Source organism: Rossellomorea vietnamensis, assembly GCF_008180415.1.
Lineage (GTDB): Bacteria > Bacillota > Bacilli > Bacillales > Bacillaceae_B > Rossellomorea > Rossellomorea vietnamensis_C.
This window is the reverse complement of sequence record NZ_VTEI01000023.1, coordinates 1-22,266: the sequence shown is the minus strand read 5'-3', so window position 1 is coordinate 22,266 and position 22,266 is coordinate 1. Positions and strand designations below refer to the sequence as shown.

Genomic DNA, 22,266 nt, shown 5'->3' with positions numbered 1-22,266 from the left:
TAACTAATCGTAAAACTCCATATGGGTTTTGTCCTTTTTATAGAAGTTTAGCCTGTCTTGTAAAGTCCCTGTATGAAATTCAAACTTATGCCCATCGGGATCGGTAAAGTAAATAGACTTTTTATCCCTTTCGTCTCTCGGGCGTCCTGGCAAGATGTTTACGTTCAATTCCTTTAATTTTAAGTACATCCTCTCATACTCTGATTCTTCTATTGAAAAGGCTGTGTGAGTGTATGATTGGCTGATCTCTTTCCGAGGAATGCCCCTTTCCTCATTCAGGGCAAGCCAGATTCCATTTAAATCAAAGTAGGCCGTGCTTCTCCCCTTCACCAACAACTTTGCATCAAAAACATTTTTATAAAATTTGATAGAACACTCTAAATTAGACACTGAAAACAACAAATGATTAAGTCCTTTTATGGCCATCCTATCACCTCTTATTTGAGCCTATAATGTGAAATTCAACAAATAATACTGGTTATCCTGCTGGATAAACTCACCCTTTTCATTTAGGGATATAAGTTCTTTTAATTGGGTAACTGTTTTATGATGGTTTTGATCGTTGAGCAGGTGGCTTGATGACCAAAATTATGATATTCACTTAAGAAAGGGCACCTAGGCGGGGGCTTGGAGGCCTAAACTGCGGGGGTCCTTACAGAAAGGGCACCTAGACGGACTCTTGATGACCTAAACAATGGGATTCCTTTTGCAGAGAGCACCGAGACAGGCTCTTGACGACCTGAACAACGGCATTCCTTACAAAAAGGGCACCTAGGGAGCCACCTCAGCCAATCACCCATCTACTCAACCTCAAATCCAGCAATAAAAAAAGACCAAACCTTAAAGATTTGGTCTCTCTTAGTTATACTGCTGCTCAAATACTACGGCACCCTTTTAGTTCTTCATCTTAGGATCCAGCGCGTCCCGCAGGCCGTCACCCATCAAGTTAAAACCTAATACTGTCAACATGATGGCGAGCCCTGGGAAGATCATGGTCCAAGGAGCGTCAAGCATGTACCTTCTTGCATCTGACAGCATTTTCCCCCACTCGGGATCCGGCGGCTGTGCGCCTAGGCCGAGGAAGCCAAGAGCTGCGGCTTCCAGGATGGCTGTTGCAATTGCCAGGGTTCCTTGAACGATTATCGGCGCCATACTGTTGGGAAGGACATGGCTGAAAAGGATCCTTTTGTCACTCATCCCAATAGCTTTGGCAGCCATTACGTATTCCTCCTGTTTTACACTCAGCACCCGAGAGCGGATCAACCGGCCAAAGTTCGGTATATTGATGATCGCAATGGCAATGAGGGCATTCCTTAGTGATGGCCCTAATGCAGCGACTACGGCTATAGCAAGAAGGATACTCGGGAAAGCCAGCAGGATATCAAATATCCTCGATATGATGGTATCCACCCATCTTCCATAGTAGCCGGCTACTATACCCAATATGCTGCCTGCCACTGCTGAACCGACAACAGCGAAGAATCCTACTGTGAGTGAAATCCTTGCACCATGGATGATTCTTGAAAGGATATCACGGCCAAAATCATCCGTCCCAAGCCAATGTTCTGCAGAAGGAGCCTGCAGCCTTTTGGCCATATCCTGCTCATTGATTCCCTGCGGTGCGATCAGAGGACCAGTCACGGCGAGGATCACGAAGAACAGGACAATTAAGGACCCGACAAGGGCTGTTTTATTCTTCCGGAAGCTTTTCCAGGCTTCTTTCCATGGAGAGATTGTCTCTTCAGCCTCTTTATGTTTTATTTCACCTGTGTTAGGTGCCAGTTCTGCCATATCGGACACCTCTCTCTAATTGTATTTGATTCGTGGATCGACTGCTGCGTACAGAAGATCGACAATGAGATTGATTGTTACAAATATAGCGGCCACAACCAGGATTCCTGATTGGATAACCGGGTAATCACGATAGCCGATGGCGTCATAAATATATCTTCCGATTCCCGGCCAGCCGAAGATTGTTTCTGTCAGGATTGCTCCTCCAAGGAGAAGGCCCATTTGCAAACCGATGACAGTCAATACTGGGATGACTGCATTTTTTAAGGAATGCTTATACACCACCAGGAACATCTTTAAGCCTTTTGCTCTTGCTGTCCTGATGTAATCGGACTTCATGACTTCCAGCATACTGGATCGTGTCATCCTCGCAATGATAGCCATTGGAATAGTGGCAAGCGCCAATCCTGGCAGAATCAAATGCCGGATGACCTCTCCGAATTTTTGAAAGTCGCCCTGTATAAGGGTATCCAGCAAATATAAATTGGTTATCGCATCTACCGGGTTTCGTATATTCTCCCGGCCGGTCGTCGGCAGCATGTCAAGCTGAATGCCGAATATCCATTGACCCATCAGACCAAGCCAGAAGATCGGGATGGAAACGCCAACTAAAGCAAGGATCATAGCCGTATAATCAAACCAGGAGTTCTGGAACCAGGCACTGATGATTCCTGCGTTCACCCCTATTACTACAGCAATAAATATTGCTACAACAGCTAATTCAAAGGTAGCTGCGAGATACGGCCAGATTTCACTGGAAACAGTGGACTTCGTTCTGATGGATTCTCCAAGGTCTCCTTGAAAAAGACCGGCTAAATATTGAAAGTATTGAATGTACCAAGGGTTGTCCAATCCAAGCTGGCCTCTCAATGCTGCGACGGCCTCTTTGGTTGCCTGCTGTCCAAGGATTGTTTGTGCCGGATCACCCGGAATGGCCCTTATAATCATAAAAACGATAAATGTCATTCCGAGCAGTACAGGAATGAGCTGAAGCAGTCTCCTGATTGTATATTGAAACATCATGTCACCTCTTTTAATTAGGCACTTTTCGTAAACTCTTCTTGCGTAATGCCTGGCATCAAGCTCACTGCAATGCCACGCCTCTGAATGGATTCTTATACGTAGAAGGCAGCCTATTATTCAGCAAAGCCATTCATTATGTACAAAAGGGAGAAATCTAATGAAATCCCCCCTTTTGTTTTGTTCTATTCGATACTTACACCAGACAACAAGTCAGATCCAGTCGGATGCGGAAGGAAGTTCTTCACTTTCGCACTTCCTGCCAGCAGCGGCGTTGAATGTGCAAGCGGAACCCACGGAGCATCTTCATGGATAATTTCCTGTGCCTGCTTATACAGCTCAGCACGTTTATCTTCATCCACTTCTGTCTGTGCTTCAATCAATAAATCATGAAGCTCATCATTGCTGTAGTAAGCGTAGTTATTGCTTCCGATATTGTCTTTATCAAGGAGAGTATAAAGGAAGTTATCAGCATCTCCGTTATCCCCTGTCCAGCCAAGAAGGAAGGCATCTGCTTCACCTTTACTTGCTTTATCAAGGTATGTCGCCCACTCAAAAGATACGATTTCAGCTTTTACACCAATCTTGGCAAAGTCTGCCTGGATTGCTTCAGCGACTTTTTGGCCGTCCGGCATGTATGGACGAGGAACAGGCATAGCCCAAAGCTCCATTTCGAAACCATCAGGATATCCTGCTTCTGCAAGTAACTCCTTCGCTTTATCAAGGTCGAATTCATACCCTTCAATATCTTCGTTGTAACCATTGATAACTGGCGGCATCGGATTCTTAGCAGCATCTGCTTTACCTTCGAAGAACGCATCGATGATGGCTTGTTTGTTCACCGCATGATTCAGCGCCTGACGTACCTTAGGGTCATTAAATGGTTCTCTTGTGTTTGTCAATCCAAGATATCCTACGTTCAAGGACGGACGCTCATACAATTGCAGGTTTTCATCTGATGTGATTTTTTCAGCATCACTAGGATTGATCCCGTCTGCCAAGTCAATTTCTCCAGAAATCAATGCGTTCAAACGGGCAGAGTTTTCAGGAATGGACTTGAAGATGATTTGATCAAGCTTTGGCAGATCTTCTTGCCAGTAATCTTCATTTTTCTCAAGAACGATTCTGTCATTTTCTTTCCATTCAACAAATTTAAATGGACCGGTACCAGCATCTGTAGGCTGCTTGGCAAATTTGTCACCAAGTTCTTCAACGGCTGTCGGGCTCGCAATTGAGAACATGCTCATCGCAAGGTTTTTCAGGAAAGGAGCTTGAGGACGTTTCAGTTTGAATTCAACTGTACTCTCATCGACAGCGTTAACTTCTTGGATTACATGGCCTTCGTCCCCTTTAAATCCTCCAAACATAGAGCCGTAATATGGAAATTCATCAGCTGTTCCATTCATCCAGCGTTCGAAGTTGAACACCACCGCATCGGCATTGAAGTCTGTTCCATCCTGGAATTTGACTCCTTCCTGAAGCGTGAATGTGTATGTCAAGCCATCTTCAGCCACGTCCCATTCTTTCGCAAGACCGGCTTGGATCTCTGTATCCTGTTCTCCGAATTCAACAAGAGTTTCAAAAATATTCTTAGTAACTTTAAAAGATTCCCCGTCGGTAACAGTGATTGGATCCAATCCAACCGAGTCACCGCCGCGTCCAAAAATCAATGTGTTTGAAGCAGAGTCGTCACCTTCTGACCCCTCGTCACCCCCGCAGCCATACAGCGCAGTGGAAACCGCCATAAGTAGCACTAATAGTACTGCCCAGCTCTTTCTTTTCAAATAAATCCCCTCCATTATTTTTTATATATGCTTACGTCACTTGCTATCTTCATAGAGATGGCAGGCAACATAATGCCCCGGTAAATGTTCTTTAAATTCTGGTGTCTCTCTTTTACAAACATCCATTGCATGTGGACATCTTGTATGAAAAGCACATCCTGCCGGCGGGTTGGAAGGACTCGGTATATCGCCTTGCAGCAGGATCGTATCCCTTTCAAATCCCGGATCAGGAATCGGCACAGCTGACAGCAGCGCCTGGGTGTAGGGATGAAGCGGCTTCTCATAGAGATTCTCGCTTTCACTCAGTTCTGCCATCCTGCCTAAATACATAACTCCGACTCTATCACTTATATGCCTGACAACCCCTAAATCATGTGCGATAAATATATAGGTCAGATCAAATTCTGCTTGAAGCTCCTTCATCAGGTTAAGGACTTGAGCCTGAATCGAAACATCCAGGGCTGATACTGGTTCATCCGCTATGATCAGCTTAGGCTGGGTCATAAGCGCCCTTGCAATTCCGATTCTCTGTCTCTGCCCCCCGCTGAACTGATGAGGATACCTTTTGGCGTGATAACTGCTTAACCCTACAATCTCAAGCAGCTCGTGAACTTTTTTCTTCCTTTCTTTAGCTGAACCGATTCCATGAACGATTAAAGGTTCCTCGAGAATCTTCTCAACTGTATGCCTTGGATTCAGTGATGCGTAGGGATCCTGGAAAACCATCTGGATATCCCTGCGGATCTTTCTCATTTCTGCTTTTGATAGACTCGTAAGTTCCTTATCTTCAAACGTCACTGTTCCTTCTGAAGGATCAATCAGTCTCATCAGCATTCTTCCGGTAGTCGACTTTCCGCAGCCGCTTTCCCCGACGATTCCAAGTGTTTCTCCTTTTTCAACATGAAACGAGACGCCGTCAACTGCTTTTACATGATTGACAGGTCTTCCAAGGATGCCGCCCGTGATGGAAAAGTGCTTCTTGAGTCCCTCAACCTTTAACAGCGGTTCTGTCATGAGCCATCTCCTCCTTGCTGTCATATAAAAAGCAGCGGCTCGTATGGCCGGGTGCCGTCTCATATAAAGCCGGCGTTTCACTCAAGCAGCGGTCGAATGCATATTCACAGCGTGCAGCGAACCTGCAGCCATGTTTAATGGATCCTGGTTTAGGGACACTTCCCGGTATAGAGTAAAGCTTTTGCTTCTTATACCGCATGTCAGGTACCGACTGGATCAAGCCCTTCGTATAAGGGTGTTTGGGGTCCTTGAAGATTTCTTCTACAGTACCTTCTTCGACCACTTTTCCTGAGTACATGACGATCAGCCGTTCACAAGTCTCAGCTACGACTCCAAGATCATGGGTGATCAGGATGACCGCTGTATTCATTTCTTTATTCAGCTGTTTCATCAGTTTCAATATTTGAGCCTGAATCGTTACATCAAGTGCTGTCGTCGGTTCATCGGCTATCAAAACTTTCGGGTCACAGGCCATTGCCATCGCAATCATGACCCTCTGCCTCATTCCCCCGGACAGCTGGTGAGGATACTCATTCAATAACTCTTCCGCACGCGGCAGCCCGACAAGTGTCATGATCCTGGCTGCATCTTTCCTGGCCTCCGCTTTGCTGTTCTTCTTATGTATCCGGATGGCTTCGGTAAGCTGATTGCCAATTGTAAAAACCGGATTGAGAGAAGTCATCGGTTCCTGAAAGATCATCGCGATATCATTTCCGCGGATTTCCCTCATTCTTTTTTCCGAAGCTTTAACCAAATCCTCTCCTTTAAACAGGATCCTTCCGCCAGTGACCTTTCCAGGTGGACTGGGCACCAATCCCATTACCGATAGAGAAGTAACACTTTTTCCGCAGCCGGATTCTCCGACTATCCCTAAGATTTCTCCTTCATTTACGTGAAAATCGACATTATCCACTGCTGGAATTTCTCCATCATCTGTAAAAAAAGTCGTCTGAAGCTCTTCCACTTTTAAAATAGGAGTATCGGATCTCATCTCTATAACCCCCCTGTTCAATAAAACAATTTAGAATTTTATAATATTTCTGACATATACTTGTAACTTATTATACATAGCCAAAAAAAAGAATCAATAGTAAATATTTATTCATATATATTAATATAATATTAATGGGTATTTTTACCTAAATCTTTTTACCTCCTGTTTAAATGAGATTATTTTAAATGAACTTCTTTTTCGACATCATTCTCACTTATAAAACATGAATAGTAAAAATTCGCCAAACGCTGTATGTTTAGACGACAAAAAAGCTGGATCTCTATGGATCCAGCTTTAACATCATCTACAATTTTGCAGTTTAATTTTGAAGTATAAATTTAGTTCATTCGGATTAATTGTTGAATGCTGTCTTAAATCCAGAAAAGTTCACCTGACAGCCGGCAAAAAAAGCGAAACAGAATAGAATTTGAGAGATTCCACACTGCGTAAATGGAGTGTTATTGATCGAGCTGCTGCACCTGAAACAGCTTATAGTAGTGCCCTTTCCGCTTCATGAGTTCTGTATGAGTACCCATCTCAGCTATCTCACCATACTCAAGGTGAATGATTCTATCGGCATGAGTGATAGTTGAGAGTCTATGGGCGACAATGAAAGTCGTCCTGTCTTTCGCAAGCTTCTCCATTGCCTCCTGAATGAGATGTTCACTCTCCAAATCAAGAGCAGAAGTCGCTTCGTCCAAGATAAGGATTGGCGGATTTTTTAAGAATACACGCGCTATAGCCACCCTCTGCTTCTGCCCTCCTGAAAGCTTCACTCCCCGTTCACCAACCTTGGTGTCATAGCCTTCTGGAAGGCTGATAATAAAGTCATGTGCATTCGCCGCTTTAGCAGCTGCAATCACTTCTTCATCAGATGCATCAGGATTTCCAAACAGGATGTTTTCTTTAACAGACTCACTGAATAGAATATTATCTTGAAGAACCATTCCGATGTTTTCACGCAGGCTTTGCACCTGGTAGTCCTTTATATTTTTTCCATCCAGCTTGATTCGGCCGCGGCTCACATCATAGAAACGCGGGATCAGGCTGACAAGGGAAGATTTCCCTCCGCCGCTCATTCCTACGAGAGCCACCGTTTCTCCAGCCGGTATTGTCAAATCAATATTGCGAAGGACCTCTTCATCCTTTTCGTTGTATTGAAAGTGGACTTTATCAAAGATAATTTCCCCTTTGACATTCTTACATTCCACCGCACCCGGTTCATCCTTAATGTCATATTTTTCATCCATGAACTCAAAGACCCTGTCCATAGAGGCAATAGATTGAGTAAGTGTAGTGGAAGAGTTCACAAGCCTTCTGAGCGGATTATAGAGTCTGTCGACATAAGCAATAAACGCAGCCATGACACCTATAGTCAGGTCCTCGTTAATTACTTGCAGCCCTGCATAACCAATAACAATTAACGGAGCGATGTCCGTAATCGTATTAACGACCGCAAATGCCTTGGCATTCCAACTCGTCTGTTTCAGGGCTTTATCCAGGAAGTGGCTGTTGTGGCCCCTGAAATGGTTCTGCTCATGATCTTCAAGAGCAAAGCTTTTGATCACTGACATTCCCTGCACCCTCTCATGGAGGTAGCTTTGCACTTCTGCAAGTGCCTGGGAACGGTCTCTGGTAAGCTTTCGCAGATTGCCGAAAAAATACTTCACTGAAATGGCGTAAAATGGAAAAGCGATCAGTGACACCAATGTCAGTCCTACATCATATGTAAACATAATCGCAAGAGCAATGATGATGGTCGCTACATCCAGCCATAAGTTCATCAAGCCCGTGATGACAAAATTCTTCGTCTGCTCCACATCATTGATGACTCTGGAAATAATCTCTCCCGCTCTTGTGTTAGAGTAGTATTTAAAACTCAGCTTTTGTGTATGGCTGAACAGCTTGTCCCGCAGATCATAGAGGATCTTGCTTCCCGTCCACTGGGCAAAATACTGTCTGTAATATTCAACTGGCGGACGAACGATGACAAAGATGACAACCATGGCTCCCATAATCATCAACAGCTGATCCGTCTTTTCTCCGCTGGACATTGAATCGCTTCCGACGATATCATCTATAACATACTGTATTAATATAGGTATGAGTAAAGGTATCGAAAATTTTATAATTCCGATTAAGAGTGTACCGATAATCTGAAATTTATAAGGTTTAACAAATTGCATAAAACGTTTAATACTGTCCATTCATTCATCCTCCTTTCCGTATTTTTCCCTTGTACACAATAAAAAAACCTGTTGAATCAAGCCCAACAGGTTTACTGCATTATGCAGTCATATAACCGGCCATATACTCTTTCTTATTTCCTGTGATAAAGAAACCTTTCATACCAGACATCAATGAAATCGGGAGCAAAAGGGCCTTTCCGCTGCCTGATCCAGCGGACAAGCTTGTCCACATTTCTTTTTAAAATGTGATCAATGACATCTGGATATCCCATCTGTTTCCTGTGCTGTTCATACTCATCCTCATCAAGCAGAGTATAGGTCATATCCGGGAAAACCTTGATATCCAGATCATAGTCTATATATTTCAACGCTTCATGATCATAAACAAAAGGTGAACTCAGATTGCAGTAATAATAAATTCCATCTTCGCGAATCATGCAAATAATATTAAACCAAAGCTCTGCATGAAAATAACAGATGGCCGGTTCACGGGTAATCCATGTCCTTCCGTCCGATTCGGTCACCATCGTCCGGTCGTTTCCCCCGATCACAAGATTTCTCGTCCCTTTTAGTACTGTCAGTTCATTCCATACACGATGAATCTTGCCATCATGCTTGTAACTATGTATTTGTATTGGTTGCCCTTCACTGGGAACCGCCATCAGTCTCCCCTGCCTTCCTGCAGAATATTCCGCTAATCTGTTAGGTCTATTTTATTATTATAACGTTTTGAGAATAATTTTAAAACAAAAGAGGCATGTTTTTGCGAAGAGTGTTCCCTTTTGGAGATGAAAAACATCGATTTCCAGGTTGATTTGCTCGCTTTTTTAACTGTGATTGGAGGAGAATAGACAGGCGGAGGATGCAGGCATTTTGATTTTCCGTATGATGGTTACGTTGTCTGCGGGGCTTTTTCTCACGCATCGATTCTCCGGTTTCATGATTCCATGATGTTTGCGCAAAAAGTAAAATTGGGCCGCTGAGGTAATGAAAGAATGCTGTTCACCGATTACTCGATTTCCCGCAAAGAAAAAAGCCTCTGCATAACAGCGGCTTTGAAATACTCTTGTTATTAAACCATGACCTTTTCTTCAGAATACATTTGAATCACTTCATTCGTTTGATCCTGAAATTCCTTCTGAATCCCCTTAAGCTCTTCTTTCATTTCCTTGATTTCCTTATGAATTGATTCTAGTTTCGATTGCTGCTGAAGCTCCGCCAGTTCCTTTTCGATTTCCTGGCATCGTTCTATCTCTGATTGGAGAAAAAGAAGTTTATCCATCGTCTTCAACTGATCGGTAATAAGTTTATTAAATTGTGACACTTCATGCACCTGCCCTCACAGTAATCTTTCTTAATTAGTATTCTTTGCCTGTATGTAAATTCCTTTGACTAGTTCTGTCGCTAAAAGAGTTTCTTTGTCGCTTATTAATTCGCCAATCAACTTACGTATGTAGTAATCGTATTTGATACATATCTCCACTCTTTTACGGTCACTCATGTATCTATAGGCTGGCTCTGGATACATATCTCCACTTTTTTCACACTACTCATGTACCCACACGCCTACTCTGGATACATATCTCCCCTCTTTTCACGACACTCATGTACCCACACGCCGGCTCTGGGTACATATCCCTCTCTTTCACGGTCACTCATGTATCCACACGCCGGCTCTGGATACACATCTCCTCTTTTTACCGAGCACTCATGTACCCACACACCTACTCTGGATACATATCTCCCCTCTTTTCACGACACTCATGTACCCACACGCCCGCTCTGGATACACATCTCTCCTCTTTTCACCTCACTCATGTACCCGCACACCTACTCTGGATACATATCTCCCCTCTTTTCACGACCCTCATGTACCCACACGCCGGCTCTGGGTACATATCCCTCCTTTTTACCGAGCACTCATGTACTCACAAGCTGGCTCTGGGTACACGTCTCCCCTCTTTTCACCTCACTCATGTACCCACACGCCGGCTCTGGATACATATCTCTCCTCTTTCACGGTCACTCATGTACCCACACGCCGGCTCTGGATACATATCTCCCCTTTTTACCGAGCACTCATGTACTCACAAGCTGGCTCTGGGTACACGTCTTCCCTCTTTTCACCTCACTCATGTATCCACACGCCGGCTCTGGATACACATCTCCTCTTTTTACCGAGCACTCATGTACTCACAAGCTGGCTCTGGGTACACGTCTCCCCTCTTTTCACCTCACTCATGTACCCACACGCCGGCTCTGAGTACATATCTCTCTTCGTTCCCGAGGACTCATGTACCCACACGCCGGCTCTGGGTACATATCCCTCTCTTTCACGGTCACTCATGTATCCACACGCCGGCTCTGGATACACATCTCCTCTTTTTACCGAGCACTCATGTACTCACAAGCTGGCTCTGGGTACACGTCTCCCCTCTTTTCACGACACTCATGTACCCACACACCGGCTCTGGGTACATATCCCTCTCTTTCACGGTCACTCATGTACCCACACCCCGGCTCTGGGTACATATCTCTCCTCTTTCCCGAGCACTCATGTACCCACACGCCTACTCTGAATACATATCTCCCCTCTTTTCACGACACCCATGTACCCCAGAAGCTCACAATCAGTCGGTTTTTTTAGCAGGGAGGCAGAAAACACAGAAAAAGACACCCTGTAATCTGTACAGGATGCCTTTTCTTAAGTAAGTTCTTAGTTTTGACCTTTTTTAGCTTGAGATTGAGCGTTTTGTTGTCTAACTTGTTGTACGTCTGTCTCAGAAGCAAACTCAGCACCGTATTGGCCAGCTTGTCCTTGAGCTTGAGCATTTTGTTGTTTAACGTGTTGTACGTTAGTACCTGATTGAGTTTCGTTACGTTTTGCCATTTGTAATCACCTCCACGCTTGTTAATGTAACCAAGGTGGTGAATTACTATTCCAAAAAAATAAGCATTTTTTTTCAGCAGCCAGCTAAAGAGCTTATACTAAAAGAGAACGGCCTCCATCCACAATAATTGTCTGCCCGCGGATCATGGAAGCATCCTCTGAAACAAGGAACATTACCGCATTTACAAGATCCTCTATTTCGACCATGCGGCCTGCTGGAGTCTTGGTTCGTGCGTCTTCAAGCAGTTCTTCGCGATTAGGGAAATGTGTAAGTGCATCTGTATCGACGGCTCCGCCTGAAACCGCATTGACCACGATATTTTCCTTGGAAAGTTCCACTGCCAGGTAGCGCGTCAAAGCTTCTACCGCTGCTTTGGACACTCCGACCGTTGTGTAGTTATCCAGATAACGGATAGATCCCAATGAACTAATGCTGACGATTTTGCCGCCAGTTTCCTTGTTCATCAATTTTGCAGCTTCCTGTGCACAGAACAGAAGTGCTTTGCTGTTGATATTCATCGTCCAGTCCCAGTGAGACTCTTCAAGCTCCATTGCAGGCCTCAGGACACCTGATGCCGCATTATTGATAAAAACGTCCAGCCTTCCGAATTCTTCATTTATGGTCTGGAACATTGTTTTGATTTTTGCTACATCACCTACATTTGCTCTCACGACCAGTGCTTTTCTTCCAAGCTTCTCAATTTCTTCTGCTGTTTCCAATGCCGCTTTCTTGCTGCGTGCATAGTTGACGACAATATCATAGCCCGCCCCGGCCAATTTCAGGGCCAGCGCTTTGCCGACACCCCTGCTGCTTCCTGTTACTAGCGCTACTTTATTATTCATGTTTTAAGTCCCCTTTCTGATAAATTTCATTTTATCCTTAACTGGCATAATCGACAACGTTTACAGAGAAACTATGTTGACTGACAATAAGGAGGAAAAATCATTATGTATGTTGGCAGAGATATGACAGAGCTCTCGATGATGCCTAAAACCGAGTGGGATAAAAGTGAGCTTGCCTTTTTTCACCATTCCCTTCAGCAGATGGTTCCCTATTTGAACTCGGAAGGACAAACCATTCACAGGGAAATCGTTGAAGAAATAGAAAACCGCGGCGGTCTTACACGTAATGAAGCCGACGCGGCACATGGAACAAAAGTCACTTATGATTAATGTTGCGGCACAGCCTGATTAGGCAAACCGGTATGCTGTGACCCTGTGTTTCAGCGAAGATCGGTGTCTTTTCGGCGGAAGTTATTCATTTATCGACGGCATTGATGAGTTTATCGGCGCTTTTGGGATTTTATCAGCGAAACTGACGATTTATCGACTTTCCGACTATTTTCGACACTTCTTACTATCCAATATCAAAGCTTCAAAAATCAAACTGCTTTGAATTCATTTTTCAAGGCAGTTTTCCTTATAACTCTTCCAAATTTTCTGATGTGAAACCGGAAAGGCAAACTTATTCATTTCCTCTTCATCAACCACTCTCAATCCATCTGGAATTTCTCCGATGTTCTTTATGACACCAACATAGATATCTATATCCCACACCAGGTGCGAGAATATATGCTGAATTTTAGTGAGAAGGCCATTTTCTATGTTCGCTTCCACTCCAAACTCTTCTTTCAGGAAATTTTCGAGCTGTTTCCGCTGTGAACCAAACGAATCCACTTCACAGTTCGGAAATTCCCATAAATTCGCCAAAAGGCCGTTTGAAGAGCGCTTATGAATCAGATAGTTTCCGTCTTCATATTTCAAGACAACCGCCGCCATTTGAAGCTTCTTGACACTTTTCTTTTTTGTTTTGACCGGAAGGGTGTCCTGAACGCCTTCATGGAATGCGCTGCAATGTTCCCTAACAGGGCACAGCAGGCATTTAGGAGATGTAGGTGTACAGATGAGAGCTCCGAGTTCCATTAACGCCTGATTAAAGTAAGATGGATTTTCGTGAGAGATAAGTTTTCGCACTGCCTCTTCAAAGACTTTTCTGGAAGACGGCTTGGCGATATCCTCCCAGATGGTCAGAATCCGCGACAAGACCCTCATAACATTTCCATCCACTGCAGGTTCGGGTTTTCCGTATGCAATACTTAAGATGGCACCGGCCGTATATGGGCCTACTCCCTTAAGCTTTGAAATTTCTTTTGGTTCTGATGGCACTATGCCCCCATACGAATCCCTTACTTCTTTTACAGCGGATTGAAGGTTTCTTGCGCGGGAATAATACCCAAGCCCTTCCCAGGCTTTCAGTACGTCTTCTTCATCTGCTGAGGCCAGCGCTTCAATTGTTGGAAATTTGCTGATAAAATTAAGGAAATAAGGGATTACGGTATCTACTCTTGTCTGCTGAAGCATGATTTCAGATACCCAAACCTTATAGGGATCGCTGTCTTCTCTCCAGGGAAGCTGCCTTTGCTCGGCCGTGAACCAGTTCAGGAGATCTTGTTTGAATGCTTCTATGTCAATTTCTTCTAAACTTGTTAAAGGATTATTCTCCACTTTTGTACCTCCAAGATGTTAAACCTTCCCTTATTGAGGGAATATATAATACTAAAACAACTTTTACTGCCCATTTTTAATTATTGTAATCGCAGCAAGTGCGCCTTAATTAAAGCATTGACACCTTTTCATAAAGTCTTTTTTAACCCGAAGCATACCATTTGCTCTAGTCCACCGGAGATGCAGTCATCAAGCATACCGAAGAGAGGGTGCTCATCCGATGTCCTGAGTCTCTTTAAAGCATGGTAATGAGATTCTGTCGGCAGGGTAATTACCTCTGTAAAAGAAGAGGGACTTCCTGGCGACGACATCCATTCAATATCGCCCGCTTCGTACAACGACAGTGTTGAAAAGATGTCCTTCATTAATTGCTGATATTGCTCAATGTACGACTCTTTGATCTCGTATTGAATATACATTTGAAGTGAATGATTCATTGAATTAATCTCCTTTTATACCATATCATTTTAGGGAATGAAAACAAGAGCATTTGTTTGGAATCATTGTTAAAAATTCACCGGGAACCCCTAGTAAAGGAGGATGCACCTTGGATACAGGAACACATGTAGTGATGGGATTTGCAATCGGCGGCCTGGCAACGCTGGACCCTGTGGTAGCCGAAAGTGCCGTGACCTCTCAAAGTGTTTTGATTGGTGCCATCATCGGTTCTCAAATCCCTGATATCGATACTGTTTTAAAACTGAGAAATAATGCCGTCTATATCCGCAACCACCGCGGAATTACCCATTCGATTCCCGCAGTGCTGATATGGCCGCTGCTCATATTGGCTGTCCTTTATCCCTTGTACCCAGAGGCTAACCTGCTTCATCTATGGATTTGGACATTTCTTGCCGTATTCCTTCATGTATTTGTCGACATTTTCAACGCTTATGGCACCCAAGCCATAAGGCCATTTTCGTCGAAATGGGTCGCTTTAGGAGTCATTAATACTTTCGATCCGATCATTTTCGGTATACATGTAGTCGGCTTGGTTCTCTGGGGGTTTGGCTTTGACCCAGGACCGACGTTCCTCTATATGTACATGATCATTATTCTCTACTATATTCTGAGGTTTTTCGTACAGCACGCTGTAAAATCAGCTGTTAAGAAAAAAATCCCGGATGCTGAAAAGATCATCGTCTCGTCCACTCTTCATTTTTATCAGTGGAGGCTGGCAATCGTCTCGAAGGAATTCTTTTATGTAGCCCGTGCGTATGGCAGTTCCATCACCTTTTTTGAAAAGTATAGAAGAATTCCAGTACCGGATAACCCTGTAATCAATGCGGCCAAGAAGGACAAAAACCTTTCAGCATTCTTGTCATTCTCTCCTATATACAGATGGGAAATCGAGGATTTCGAAGATGACGGCTATGAGGTAAGATTCATTGATCTGAGGTACCGAAGCAATGGACATTATCCATTTGTTGCAGTGGTGAAACTGAACGAGGAATTGGATATTGAGAGTTCCTATACCGGCTGGATTTACAGCGAGGAAAAGCTGCGGAAGAAGCTGGAGATTATACCGGATTAAAGGATCTTTTCAAAAATGAAGTAAGAAGAGGACGCGGCCGTTAGGTGGTCGCGTCCTTTTCTTTTGGTTTCTTATTCACCTTGTGGGAATACTTCGTTTTTTAATGATTAAGATCCTTCTCATCCTCCAGCATATGGCTGTACTTAGGGTTTCGGGAAGCAAATTCATGCAGCCTGCTGCCATAGCTGTCTATCCACTGTTTTACCAAACGGCTCGTCATTTCTTTCCCAAGATATTTTCCTCTTGCTTTTGCATAGGTTGTCTCAAAATCTTCCCATAACAACTCTACCCAGGTCCTGGCTCTTGCGTAAGTCAATTCTTCATTCTTCTCTAATAAGTCTTTTGTTAATTCTTCGTGAAAAGTGTCCATTTATGATTTCCTCCGTTCTTTAGCTTTTTTGTATTCAGCGGGGAGATGTAAACCTGCTTTAGACCAGGTGGTTTCGGCTGCTAGACGATTCCTTGGTTACCTTTTCCCGGGATTTTCGAGAAGTTTGGGCAGCTAGTGGCCGCCTCCCAGCCCTCTTCCCCCCTTAATCCAAGTAATCTTAAAGCTGCCATCATTGCCAATATTTTTTTATGATAACTGGTGCTGTTAAGTCTCATACTAATTGTACGCAGCCAGCAGGTTCCTATGGCGGATTTGCTGGCTGTGAGGTGACCATCATTATTCTCGGGAGGAATTCGATGCGTAATAAAGAAAGAGGCTTTCCTAACCAGAATAACAATAAATTCGAAGGTGAACCGCGGGCGAAGCCGGAGTATGCATCCAAACGGGCTGACGGTACCATTAACACTCATCCTCAAGAACGCATGGCTGCATCCAACCAGCGTGAAAGTGATTCAATCTAAGTTTTCGAGTGAGCCATTCTAAAGGAGGCGGTTGTTTTGGGTATGGGAAAAAAGAACAACTCAAATCGTTTTGATAAAAACTATGTGAGTCCTTTCAATCAGGCGTTTTATAATGCCAAACACGCGCACTCACAGGCTAATGGACATACTGTTCAGACTCAGGACTTGATCATTCTGGAAAGACAGACCCGAAAAAGATCGTAATATAAGAAATGGAAACAGGGAAGCTCTGCATTCCTTGTTTCCATTTTTCTTTATTTCTTTTTATTCAGCATGGATATCGGCAGAGCCTCTTCCTTGCCTGATCCTCCAAGGCGGTATCCCCAGGCAAATACACCGTTCATATAGTCAATTTTGAAAAACACTCCTGGATCTCCTTCGATTCCGTAGATTTCTCCGGGCTTGAAATCTTTAGGATCCATCAAGTACGCCTGAGCCATAAGGGATTTTCTTTCCAATACGGCAAATTCATTAAGGATGCCCAGCTGCTCAGCTTTTCTGGCTTTTTCTCTGAGCTGTGCGATCTCCTGTCTTAATTCATGCTCGCTCATTTCACTGTATCTTGTTTCTTTTTCCACTGCTTTCACTCCATTCACCTATATTATAGGGAAAATGATATGATAAATAAAGTTTGGTTTAAAACCTGTGCATAAGGAAAAATTACATGATATACCATACACTTTAGGGGGATTACATATGAAAACAGCCGTTATTTCCGGTGGAGGGTCAGGTCTCGGCCGGGAGCTTGCCATAGTCTACAGCAATGAGGGGTATCATATCCTGCTTCTCGGAAGAACAGAAGAAAAGCTTCAATCGGTCAAAGAAGAAATAATTACAGACGGCGGAACCGCATCTTTTATTGTCATCGATATCGCTTCCGCTGAAGAGGTTGAAAAAGCAAGCCGCCAAATCACCGAGAAACATGATGTGGAGCTTCTCATCAACAATGCGGGTGTCGGGATTTTCGGACCTTTCTTACAGGCAGGCTTTGAGGAAATCGAAAAAATGCTGTCCGTTAATTTTCTCGGTACCGTGTATCTGACAAAAGCACTTCTGCCTTCCATGGTTTCTAAAGATTCGGGGTCCATCATTAATATCATTTCAACAGCCGGGCTCCGCGGCAAAAAAAATGAATCCTACTATGCCGCAAGCAAGTTCGCTCTAAGAGGATTCGCCGAGAGCTTGCAAAAGGAGTTTGAAGAGAGCGGAATCAGCATCATCAATGCCTATATGGGAGGAATGAACACGCCGTTTTGGGATGAGTCGCAGCACGTCCAGGACCCGAGCAGATTACGTTCTCCTCGCGAAGTTGCTGAGATCATTTACGAAGAAAGCAAAACTTCCACAGACATCATCATTGAATCAAAGAAGTGAAATTAAAAGGGCACCTGGTAATACCAAGTGCACTGAAAATCGCTGAATTTTATCATCTACTTGTTACGACCAAAGAAAAAGTCAACTATCCTTCCTAAACAGGAAGAAAAGTTGACTTTTTTCTTGAAACAATGTATATGCTGCTCTCTTTACCACATAGAATGCTTTGCTGACTTTTGGGACATGCCTGTCGGGGGCTGGAGGGGTTCTTTTCATCTAGTGAAAGACGCTGATAGCACTTATCAATGTGGTTCAGTATTTCAATTAGAGGAAAAAAGTTCCCTTACTTACTAAAAAACACTGAAAAAAGCTAAGATAGGGGAATAAAGTTCCCTTATTTAACTGTAGACACTAAAAAAATGTTCTTTTTTCACATATAAGGGTAAAAAGTTCCACTATTTACCCTGAAATGAGCTTGTGTGTGCGATTAAGGGAAAAAAGTTCCCTTATTTTTACCGCTGGGTACCCAATTATGATTTGACACGCAATAAAGCCCATTCCATCTGGCACACAACCAAGTGGAGCAGGCTTCTTGAACATAAACAAACACTCTCCCATAACAATTAAAGCGGAAAAGAAACTTTTCAGCAATTGAAAGTATTGAATCGACTTTTTCAGTGACCTAGCAGCACCCAGCGGCCTTTTACACTTTAAAGCATGAAAAGGGACTGTCCCTTTTCGCGCTTTAAAGAACTGAAGCGATCTCTCGCTTCAGTCTTCTTCTTTCAAAATTTCAATTGCACCATCAATTTCTTCCATTGAAAAACCTTTACGATATAAATTCTGCTTCATCTTATTCACGTAATCATATCCAGTGAATTTTGAATGAAGGCGGTTATGTGCTTTTCGCGCATGCACAAGGACCGCTTCCAATTTTTCATCTTCTGACTTTTCGTTATCCGTTTCCTGCCAGGCCAGATTTATGACAGAAAAAGGATATCCTTTACGAGCCAGGTTCTGCTCTGTTTTTTGCTTGGCCACGATACTTGAATCTCTTTTATACTTCTTAAACAGTTTGTTCGTAAGACTCATGGCTTTTTCAACCTGAATTTCCCGGGTAAATGCAGCCATCGCCTCATCTATCAATGCCTTATCGACTCCTTTGCCTGCCAGCTCCCTTTCAACTGTGCCTGGGCCCTTATCAGAAGTATTGATTTGCGTATTCACATAAGCTTCCGCAAACTCTTGATCATTCAGGTATTTATACTTCTTCAACTTTTGGATGGCCTCATCTGCAACAGCTTGTCCAAGCTCTTTTTTCATTAAGTAATCCCATACTTCCTTTTCTGTCCTCATCCGAAATGAAAGATAATGTATAGCGAGATTAAAGGACTTGCGGACGTCATCTTCATATCCTATCTCAGCGATCGCGACTTCATCGATTTCCTGGCCTTTTCCCATTTGAAACCGGGCAAGAATTTCTTCATCGACACTGAACGAATATTCACCGTCGATGAAAATGTTATATCTCTCGTCATTTTTTACTTGTTTGGTTATCTTAGTGATTGTTCCCATAATTAACACCTCCTTATTAATGTAACACACCCAAAATGTTTTTTATCAGTGGGAAGGGTAAAATAAGACCAAAGCATAAAAAAGGAGGTCATGAGATGAAAGCAGTAATATCTGGCGGAACCGGCTTTGTCGGCACCGCCTTGACCGAAGAACTGCTTAACAATGGGTACGAGGTTTCCATTCTTACAAGAAATCCTGACAAACACGAAAGTAGGAAGAATGTTTCTTATGTTAAATGGTTATCTGAAGGTTCCCGTCCGGAAGAGGATCTAAATGAAGTGGATATTTTCATCAACCTTGCCGGAGAATCCATCAACAGCGGCCGCTGGACCGAAGAACGCAAGAAAAGGATTTTGAAAAGCCGCATTGATGCTACCCGTGAGATGGTGAGAATACTGGAGAACCTTGAGGATAAACCGTCTGTCTTTATCAACGCCAGTGCCATAGGCTTTTATGAAGCATCGGACTCAAAGACCCACACCGAGCAATCACTGGATACCAGCTCAAACTTCCTGGCTGAAACCGTAAAAAGGTGGGAAGCAGAGGCAAGTAAAGCAAAGGATTCGGGAGTTCGGACAGCTTACACCCGTTTCGGGATCATTCTTGGAAAAGACGAGGGAGCACTGCCTAAAATGGCGCTTCCCTACAAGCTTTTCGCTGGAGGAACAGTGGGATCCGGAAAGCAGTGGATGTCATGGATACACATTGGGGATATTGCAAAAGCCATCCGCTTTGTCATCGAAAACAAGGCAATTGAAGGGCCGGTCAACCTCACTGCTCCTACACCAGTAACGATGAAGGAACTCGGCAAGACACTTGGGGATGTCTTGAACCGCCCTCATTGGATACCAGCACCCGGCTTTGCCATCAAGGCAGCCCTGGGAGAAATGAGCACTCTTATCCTGGAGGGTCAAAAAGTCATCCCGGAAGTGCTGAACGAAAACGGCTATACGTTTCAATATCCCCATCTAAAAGAAGCCCTGCAGGAGATTTACCACCAATGAGTATGAATTCTCAAATGATAGGAAAAAATAGGTATATATTCATTTGAGAAAGGATGATTGCTGTGGAGAAAAAACGTAAAGAAAAAACAAAATCCGTCCTGTCCTCTATGCAAGAAGTCACTTATTCCCGTGAATTCAAGCGCGCAGACAGAGCAGGCGGCTACACACAGAAAAAGCATTAAGTTCTGCTGAACCACATATCCTTTTATGCATGCTGTGATCTTGAAAGAAATACCTCTTTTTAAAAAGCTGGTTCCCGCTAATACTAAAGGAGCGAAAACATTTTCCGTTTTCGCTCCTTTATCTTTCTCATCATGAAAGGGGACGGTTCGAATGGGTAGAGCACATGGACATAAAACACGAGATAAAAACAAAAACAAACTTCCTCAGGTTCCTAAAAATATGAAGACTAGCGGTGTAGACGAGGAGTTTTCCCGCGAGCTTGCCGATCAAGCGGATATGGAAGCTCAAGCGCGTTCGAATGCCGCAAATCAGCGTCAGCAGGTTGCAAATAGAAATAAACGATAATTGACAATGAAGATGGTCCTGAAAAACGGACCATCTTTTTCCACATTTATACCCATTTTTTGTTAATAACCTGTTGATAGTAATCCACAATCGATTGTGGATTATGTTAATAACTTTCAGAATATTAACAATAGTAATACTTTTTCTGTGACTAAGTATGTATATAAAATACATCACTGTATAAAAGGCACCGTCCCTTTTACACAGTGGATGTGTATGATAGTTGATCTAGAGATATCTGCAAAGGGGATTACTCATTCATCGTTCATGCCAGGATAATTGTTTCTTCCGTTTTCTGCATATGGTCACTCCAGGAGAAATAGGCAGCGTCACCATTTCAAATAGCTCCCTTTCCTTGGATAATTCCTCAATTGCTTGATAGGCTGTCCCACATAAAGACGGGTGTACCATCCGATTGTCTTTCGGATGTGAATCATGAAATAAAATCAGGCCATGCGGTACAACATATGGGAAGAAGTTTCTAAAGTCTTGCAGCACCGCCTCTTTGGAATGGTCTGCATCGATAAATAGCATATCAATCTTTAATGGGTTCGCTTCTAAATTTTCGGCAAAATCCTGAGTCGTTCCATGGAAAAATCTAGCCTTAGGGGTATTCAGCATGTATTTCCCCGCCTCAGCGTTTATATCTACTCCTACCAATTGATTTGAGAATTCCGCCATTTTGTTAAATAATTCGCATCTATATAATCCCAGCTCTACATAAGTCTTTGGCCGTATAACACTCGCTAGATGCAGAATAAAGTCTTCATGCCAGTTTAGTTTAGCCACTTTGTCATTCCTCTCTAATCTTTGCTTGTATAGTATTTTTTAAAGCTCATTTTTAGTATATTTCTCCCAACAGAATAAAGTTACATTTTTAAGAAAGAAGGACGAATAGTTAAGCGCCCCTGTGCTGAAAAAGACCTCATTATCAAGCAGCCCATTTAGCAATGACTTTGTTGAAGATTAAAAGTGAAGGCTTCTATCTTTCTTCCTTAATCGAGTAGGAGGGGGTGACTAACCCCCGACCTCTCACACCACCGTACGTACCGTTCGGTATACGGCGGTTTCAATTAAGTCAAACGCAAAGTTTGATATCTCATAAGCAGACTCTTGAGCCCTTGATTCGACCAGTATTGGTTATCAAGGGCTCTATCTAAGATGGGGCTTTTAGCGATACGCCAATAACCCAACCTAGTATTTGCCCATTCCCAAGCCTTGTTAGTTTGTATTCCTAACTTCGTTAGGTTTCTATGTTTTGTTTTAACTTTCTTC

General features: G+C 43.4%; 26 protein-coding genes and 1 pseudogene. 8 read left to right on the top strand and 19 right to left on the bottom strand.

The features are described from left to right. Positions 1 to 3 precede the first annotated feature (3 nt). From fosM to fabL, 12 genes are all read right to left on the bottom strand, one after another. On the bottom strand, positions 4 to 426 hold the full coding sequence (fosM, locus tag FZC78_RS22310) for a FosM family fosfomycin resistance protein (RefSeq protein ID WP_148942276.1): 423 nt from the start codon (positions 424 to 426) through the stop codon (positions 4 to 6). A 468-nt stretch (positions 427 to 894) separates the two neighbouring features. After that, on the bottom strand, positions 895 to 1,791 hold the full coding sequence (gene nikC, locus FZC78_RS22305) for a nickel transporter permease (RefSeq protein WP_148942275.1): 897 nt from the start codon (positions 1,789 to 1,791) through the stop codon (positions 895 to 897). Between the two features lie 15 nt (positions 1,792 to 1,806). Then, on the bottom strand, positions 1,807 to 2,811 hold the full coding sequence (locus tag FZC78_RS22300; RefSeq protein ID WP_148942290.1) for an ABC transporter permease: 1,005 nt from the start codon (positions 2,809 to 2,811) through the stop codon (positions 1,807 to 1,809). A gap of 185 nt (positions 2,812 to 2,996) precedes the next feature. Next, positions 2,997 to 4,610 (bottom strand): ABC transporter substrate-binding protein, encoded by a 1,614-nt coding sequence (locus tag FZC78_RS22295; RefSeq protein ID WP_148942274.1) that lies wholly within the window; start codon positions 4,608 to 4,610, stop codon positions 2,997 to 2,999. A 21-nt stretch (positions 4,611 to 4,631) separates the two neighbouring features. Beyond that, on the bottom strand, positions 4,632 to 5,609 hold the full coding sequence (locus tag FZC78_RS22290) for an ABC transporter ATP-binding protein (protein ID WP_148942273.1): 978 nt from the start codon (positions 5,607 to 5,609) through the stop codon (positions 4,632 to 4,634). Continuing rightward, positions 5,584 to 6,600, bottom strand: a complete 1,017-nt coding sequence (locus tag FZC78_RS22285) for an ABC transporter ATP-binding protein (protein ID WP_148942272.1) — start codon at positions 6,598 to 6,600, stop codon at positions 5,584 to 5,586. Before FZC78_RS22285 ends, FZC78_RS22290 begins: the two co-directional genes overlap by 26 nt. A gap of 461 nt (positions 6,601 to 7,061) precedes the next feature. After that, entirely contained in the window at positions 7,062 to 8,810 is a 1,749-nt protein-coding gene (locus FZC78_RS22280) for an ABC transporter ATP-binding protein (protein ID WP_148942271.1), read from the bottom strand. Between the two features lie 113 nt (positions 8,811 to 8,923). After that, positions 8,924 to 9,454, bottom strand: coding sequence for a nucleoside tri-diphosphate phosphatase (gene ntdP, locus FZC78_RS22275; RefSeq protein WP_113929686.1), 531 nt, complete (start codon positions 9,452 to 9,454; stop codon positions 8,924 to 8,926). 410 nt (positions 9,455 to 9,864) lie between these two features. Then, positions 9,865 to 10,116, bottom strand: a complete 252-nt coding sequence (locus FZC78_RS22270; RefSeq protein ID WP_148942270.1) for a YgaB family protein — start codon at positions 10,114 to 10,116, stop codon at positions 9,865 to 9,867. A 30-nt stretch (positions 10,117 to 10,146) separates the two neighbouring features. Further along, positions 10,147 to 10,320 carry a hypothetical protein gene (locus FZC78_RS23965; protein WP_187445060.1) on the bottom strand — a complete coding sequence of 58 codons (174 nt, stop codon included), beginning with the start codon at positions 10,318 to 10,320 and terminating at the stop codon, positions 10,147 to 10,149. A 1,188-nt stretch (positions 10,321 to 11,508) separates the two neighbouring features. After that, positions 11,509 to 11,682, bottom strand: a complete 174-nt coding sequence (locus tag FZC78_RS22265) for a gamma-type small acid-soluble spore protein (protein WP_148942269.1) — start codon at positions 11,680 to 11,682, stop codon at positions 11,509 to 11,511. A 93-nt stretch (positions 11,683 to 11,775) separates the two neighbouring features. Further along, on the bottom strand, positions 11,776 to 12,525 hold the full coding sequence (gene fabL, locus FZC78_RS22260) for an enoyl-[acyl-carrier-protein] reductase FabL (protein WP_148942268.1): 750 nt from the start codon (positions 12,523 to 12,525) through the stop codon (positions 11,776 to 11,778). A 105-nt stretch (positions 12,526 to 12,630) separates the two neighbouring features. Between fabL and FZC78_RS22255 the strand changes: the two genes are divergently transcribed. Next, positions 12,631 to 12,855 (top strand): hypothetical protein, encoded by a 225-nt coding sequence (locus tag FZC78_RS22255; protein ID WP_148942267.1) that lies wholly within the window; start codon positions 12,631 to 12,633, stop codon positions 12,853 to 12,855. 225 nt (positions 12,856 to 13,080) lie between these two features. On the opposite strand, the gene mutY is transcribed toward FZC78_RS22255, so the two are convergent. Together mutY and FZC78_RS22245 are read right to left on the bottom strand one after the other, a co-directional pair. Beyond that, positions 13,081 to 14,187 (bottom strand): A/G-specific adenine glycosylase, encoded by a 1,107-nt coding sequence (gene mutY, locus FZC78_RS22250; RefSeq protein WP_148942266.1) that lies wholly within the window; start codon positions 14,185 to 14,187, stop codon positions 13,081 to 13,083. A gap of 128 nt (positions 14,188 to 14,315) precedes the next feature. After that, entirely contained in the window at positions 14,316 to 14,624 is a 309-nt protein-coding gene (locus tag FZC78_RS22245; RefSeq protein ID WP_148942265.1) for a hypothetical protein, read from the bottom strand. A gap of 110 nt (positions 14,625 to 14,734) precedes the next feature. Between FZC78_RS22245 and FZC78_RS22240 the strand changes: the two genes are divergently transcribed. Beyond that, positions 14,735 to 15,718, top strand: coding sequence for a metal-dependent hydrolase (locus FZC78_RS22240; RefSeq protein ID WP_148942264.1), 984 nt, complete (start codon positions 14,735 to 14,737; stop codon positions 15,716 to 15,718). A 100-nt stretch (positions 15,719 to 15,818) separates the two neighbouring features. On the opposite strand, the gene FZC78_RS22235 is transcribed toward FZC78_RS22240, so the two are convergent. Further along, a complete protein-coding gene (locus FZC78_RS22235) occupies positions 15,819 to 16,088 on the bottom strand; it encodes a YfhJ family protein (protein ID WP_148942263.1) in 270 nt (89 codons plus the stop codon). 317 nt (positions 16,089 to 16,405) lie between these two features. On the opposite strand from FZC78_RS22235, the gene FZC78_RS22230 reads away from it, so the two are divergent. Together FZC78_RS22230 and FZC78_RS22225 are read left to right on the top strand one after the other, a co-directional pair. Next, complete coding sequence (locus FZC78_RS22230; protein WP_148942262.1) at positions 16,406 to 16,570, top strand: small, acid-soluble spore protein K; 165 nt, start codon at positions 16,406 to 16,408, stop codon at positions 16,568 to 16,570. A 42-nt stretch (positions 16,571 to 16,612) separates the two neighbouring features. After that, positions 16,613 to 16,774 (top strand): YpzG family protein, encoded by a 162-nt coding sequence (locus tag FZC78_RS22225; protein ID WP_113929703.1) that lies wholly within the window; start codon positions 16,613 to 16,615, stop codon positions 16,772 to 16,774. Positions 16,775 to 16,824: 50 nt separating this feature from the next. On the opposite strand, the gene FZC78_RS22220 is transcribed toward FZC78_RS22225, so the two are convergent. Continuing rightward, positions 16,825 to 17,121 carry a YfhH family protein gene (locus FZC78_RS22220; RefSeq protein ID WP_187442721.1) on the bottom strand — a complete coding sequence of 99 codons (297 nt, stop codon included), beginning with the start codon at positions 17,119 to 17,121 and terminating at the stop codon, positions 16,825 to 16,827. A gap of 145 nt (positions 17,122 to 17,266) precedes the next feature. On the opposite strand from FZC78_RS22220, the gene FZC78_RS22215 reads away from it, so the two are divergent. Beyond that, a complete protein-coding gene (locus FZC78_RS22215) occupies positions 17,267 to 17,944 on the top strand; it encodes an SDR family NAD(P)-dependent oxidoreductase (protein WP_148942260.1) in 678 nt (225 codons plus the stop codon). 711 nt (positions 17,945 to 18,655) lie between these two features. Here FZC78_RS22215 and recX read toward each other — a convergent pair. Then, complete coding sequence (recX, locus tag FZC78_RS22210) at positions 18,656 to 19,459, bottom strand: recombination regulator RecX (protein ID WP_148942259.1); 804 nt, start codon at positions 19,457 to 19,459, stop codon at positions 18,656 to 18,658. A 95-nt stretch (positions 19,460 to 19,554) separates the two neighbouring features. Here recX and FZC78_RS22205 point away from each other — a divergent pair, with 95 nt between their 5' ends. The 3 genes from FZC78_RS22205 to FZC78_RS22195 all read left to right on the top strand — a co-directional run bounded on the left by FZC78_RS22205 (position 19,555) and on the right by FZC78_RS22195 (position 20,991). Then, positions 19,555 to 20,463: a TIGR01777 family oxidoreductase gene (locus FZC78_RS22205; RefSeq protein WP_148942258.1), complete on the top strand. Its 909-nt coding sequence runs from the start codon at positions 19,555 to 19,557 to the stop codon at positions 20,461 to 20,463. Between the two features lie 53 nt (positions 20,464 to 20,516). Beyond that, positions 20,517 to 20,645 (top strand): YfhE family protein, encoded by a 129-nt coding sequence (locus FZC78_RS22200; protein ID WP_148942257.1) that lies wholly within the window; start codon positions 20,517 to 20,519, stop codon positions 20,643 to 20,645. Between the two features lie 151 nt (positions 20,646 to 20,796). Then, positions 20,797 to 20,991, top strand: coding sequence for a YfhD family protein (locus FZC78_RS22195; RefSeq protein WP_148942256.1), 195 nt, complete (start codon positions 20,797 to 20,799; stop codon positions 20,989 to 20,991). A 258-nt stretch (positions 20,992 to 21,249) separates the two neighbouring features. Here FZC78_RS22195 and FZC78_RS22190 read toward each other — a convergent pair whose 3' ends face one another. Both FZC78_RS22190 and FZC78_RS24065 read right to left on the bottom strand, forming a co-directional pair. Continuing rightward, the gene (locus tag FZC78_RS22190) at positions 21,250 to 21,780 is read right to left on the bottom strand and encodes a class I SAM-dependent methyltransferase (protein WP_148942255.1); all 531 of its coding nucleotides are present in this window, start codon (positions 21,778 to 21,780) and stop codon (positions 21,250 to 21,252) included. A 284-nt stretch (positions 21,781 to 22,064) separates the two neighbouring features. Further along, positions 22,065 to 22,266 (bottom strand): annotated as a pseudogene (locus tag FZC78_RS24065) (group II intron reverse transcriptase/maturase); the annotation flags it as partial.

Excerpts from the sequence above, each read along its gene's own strand:
- fosM (WP_148942276.1), bottom strand. The coding sequence starts at position 426 with ATGGCCATAAAAGGACTTAATCATTTGTTGTTTTCAGTGTCTAATTTA.
- nikC (WP_148942275.1), bottom strand. The coding sequence starts at position 1,791 with ATGGCAGAACTGGCACCTAACACAGGTGAAATAAAACATAAAGAGGCT.
- FZC78_RS22300 (WP_148942290.1), bottom strand. The coding sequence starts at position 2,811 with ATGTTTCAATATACAATCAGGAGACTGCTTCAGCTCATTCCTGTACTG.
- FZC78_RS22295 (WP_148942274.1), bottom strand. The coding sequence starts at position 4,610 with ATGGAGGGGATTTATTTGAAAAGAAAGAGCTGGGCAGTACTATTAGTG.
- FZC78_RS22290 (WP_148942273.1), bottom strand. The coding sequence starts at position 5,609 with ATGACAGAACCGCTGTTAAAGGTTGAGGGACTCAAGAAGCACTTTTCC.
- FZC78_RS22285 (WP_148942272.1), bottom strand. The coding sequence starts at position 6,600 with ATGAGATCCGATACTCCTATTTTAAAAGTGGAAGAGCTTCAGACGACT.
- FZC78_RS22280 (WP_148942271.1), bottom strand. The coding sequence starts at position 8,810 with ATGGACAGTATTAAACGTTTTATGCAATTTGTTAAACCTTATAAATTT.
- ntdP (WP_113929686.1), bottom strand. The coding sequence starts at position 9,454 with ATGGCGGTTCCCAGTGAAGGGCAACCAATACAAATACATAGTTACAAG.
- FZC78_RS23965 (WP_187445060.1), bottom strand. The coding sequence starts at position 10,320 with ATGTATCCAGAGCCAGCCTATAGATACATGAGTGACCGTAAAAGAGTG.
- FZC78_RS22265 (WP_148942269.1), bottom strand. The coding sequence starts at position 11,682 with ATGGCAAAACGTAACGAAACTCAATCAGGTACTAACGTACAACACGTT.
- fabL (WP_148942268.1), bottom strand. The coding sequence starts at position 12,525 with ATGAATAATAAAGTAGCGCTAGTAACAGGAAGCAGCAGGGGTGTCGGC.
- FZC78_RS22255 (WP_148942267.1), top strand. The coding sequence starts at position 12,631 with ATGTATGTTGGCAGAGATATGACAGAGCTCTCGATGATGCCTAAAACC.
- FZC78_RS22245 (WP_148942265.1), bottom strand. The coding sequence starts at position 14,624 with ATGAATCATTCACTTCAAATGTATATTCAATACGAGATCAAAGAGTCG.
- FZC78_RS22235 (WP_148942263.1), bottom strand. The coding sequence starts at position 16,088 with ATGGACACTTTTCACGAAGAATTAACAAAAGACTTATTAGAGAAGAAT.
- FZC78_RS22230 (WP_148942262.1), top strand. The coding sequence starts at position 16,406 with ATGCGTAATAAAGAAAGAGGCTTTCCTAACCAGAATAACAATAAATTC.
- FZC78_RS22225 (WP_113929703.1), top strand. The coding sequence starts at position 16,613 with ATGGGAAAAAAGAACAACTCAAATCGTTTTGATAAAAACTATGTGAGT.
- FZC78_RS22220 (WP_187442721.1), bottom strand. The coding sequence starts at position 17,121 with ATGAGCGAGCATGAATTAAGACAGGAGATCGCACAGCTCAGAGAAAAA.
- FZC78_RS22215 (WP_148942260.1), top strand. The coding sequence starts at position 17,267 with ATGAAAACAGCCGTTATTTCCGGTGGAGGGTCAGGTCTCGGCCGGGAG.
- recX (WP_148942259.1), bottom strand. The coding sequence starts at position 19,459 with ATGGGAACAATCACTAAGATAACCAAACAAGTAAAAAATGACGAGAGA.
- FZC78_RS22205 (WP_148942258.1), top strand. The coding sequence starts at position 19,555 with ATGAAAGCAGTAATATCTGGCGGAACCGGCTTTGTCGGCACCGCCTTG.
- FZC78_RS22200 (WP_148942257.1), top strand. The coding sequence starts at position 20,517 with ATGATTGCTGTGGAGAAAAAACGTAAAGAAAAAACAAAATCCGTCCTG.
- FZC78_RS22195 (WP_148942256.1), top strand. The coding sequence starts at position 20,797 with ATGGGTAGAGCACATGGACATAAAACACGAGATAAAAACAAAAACAAA.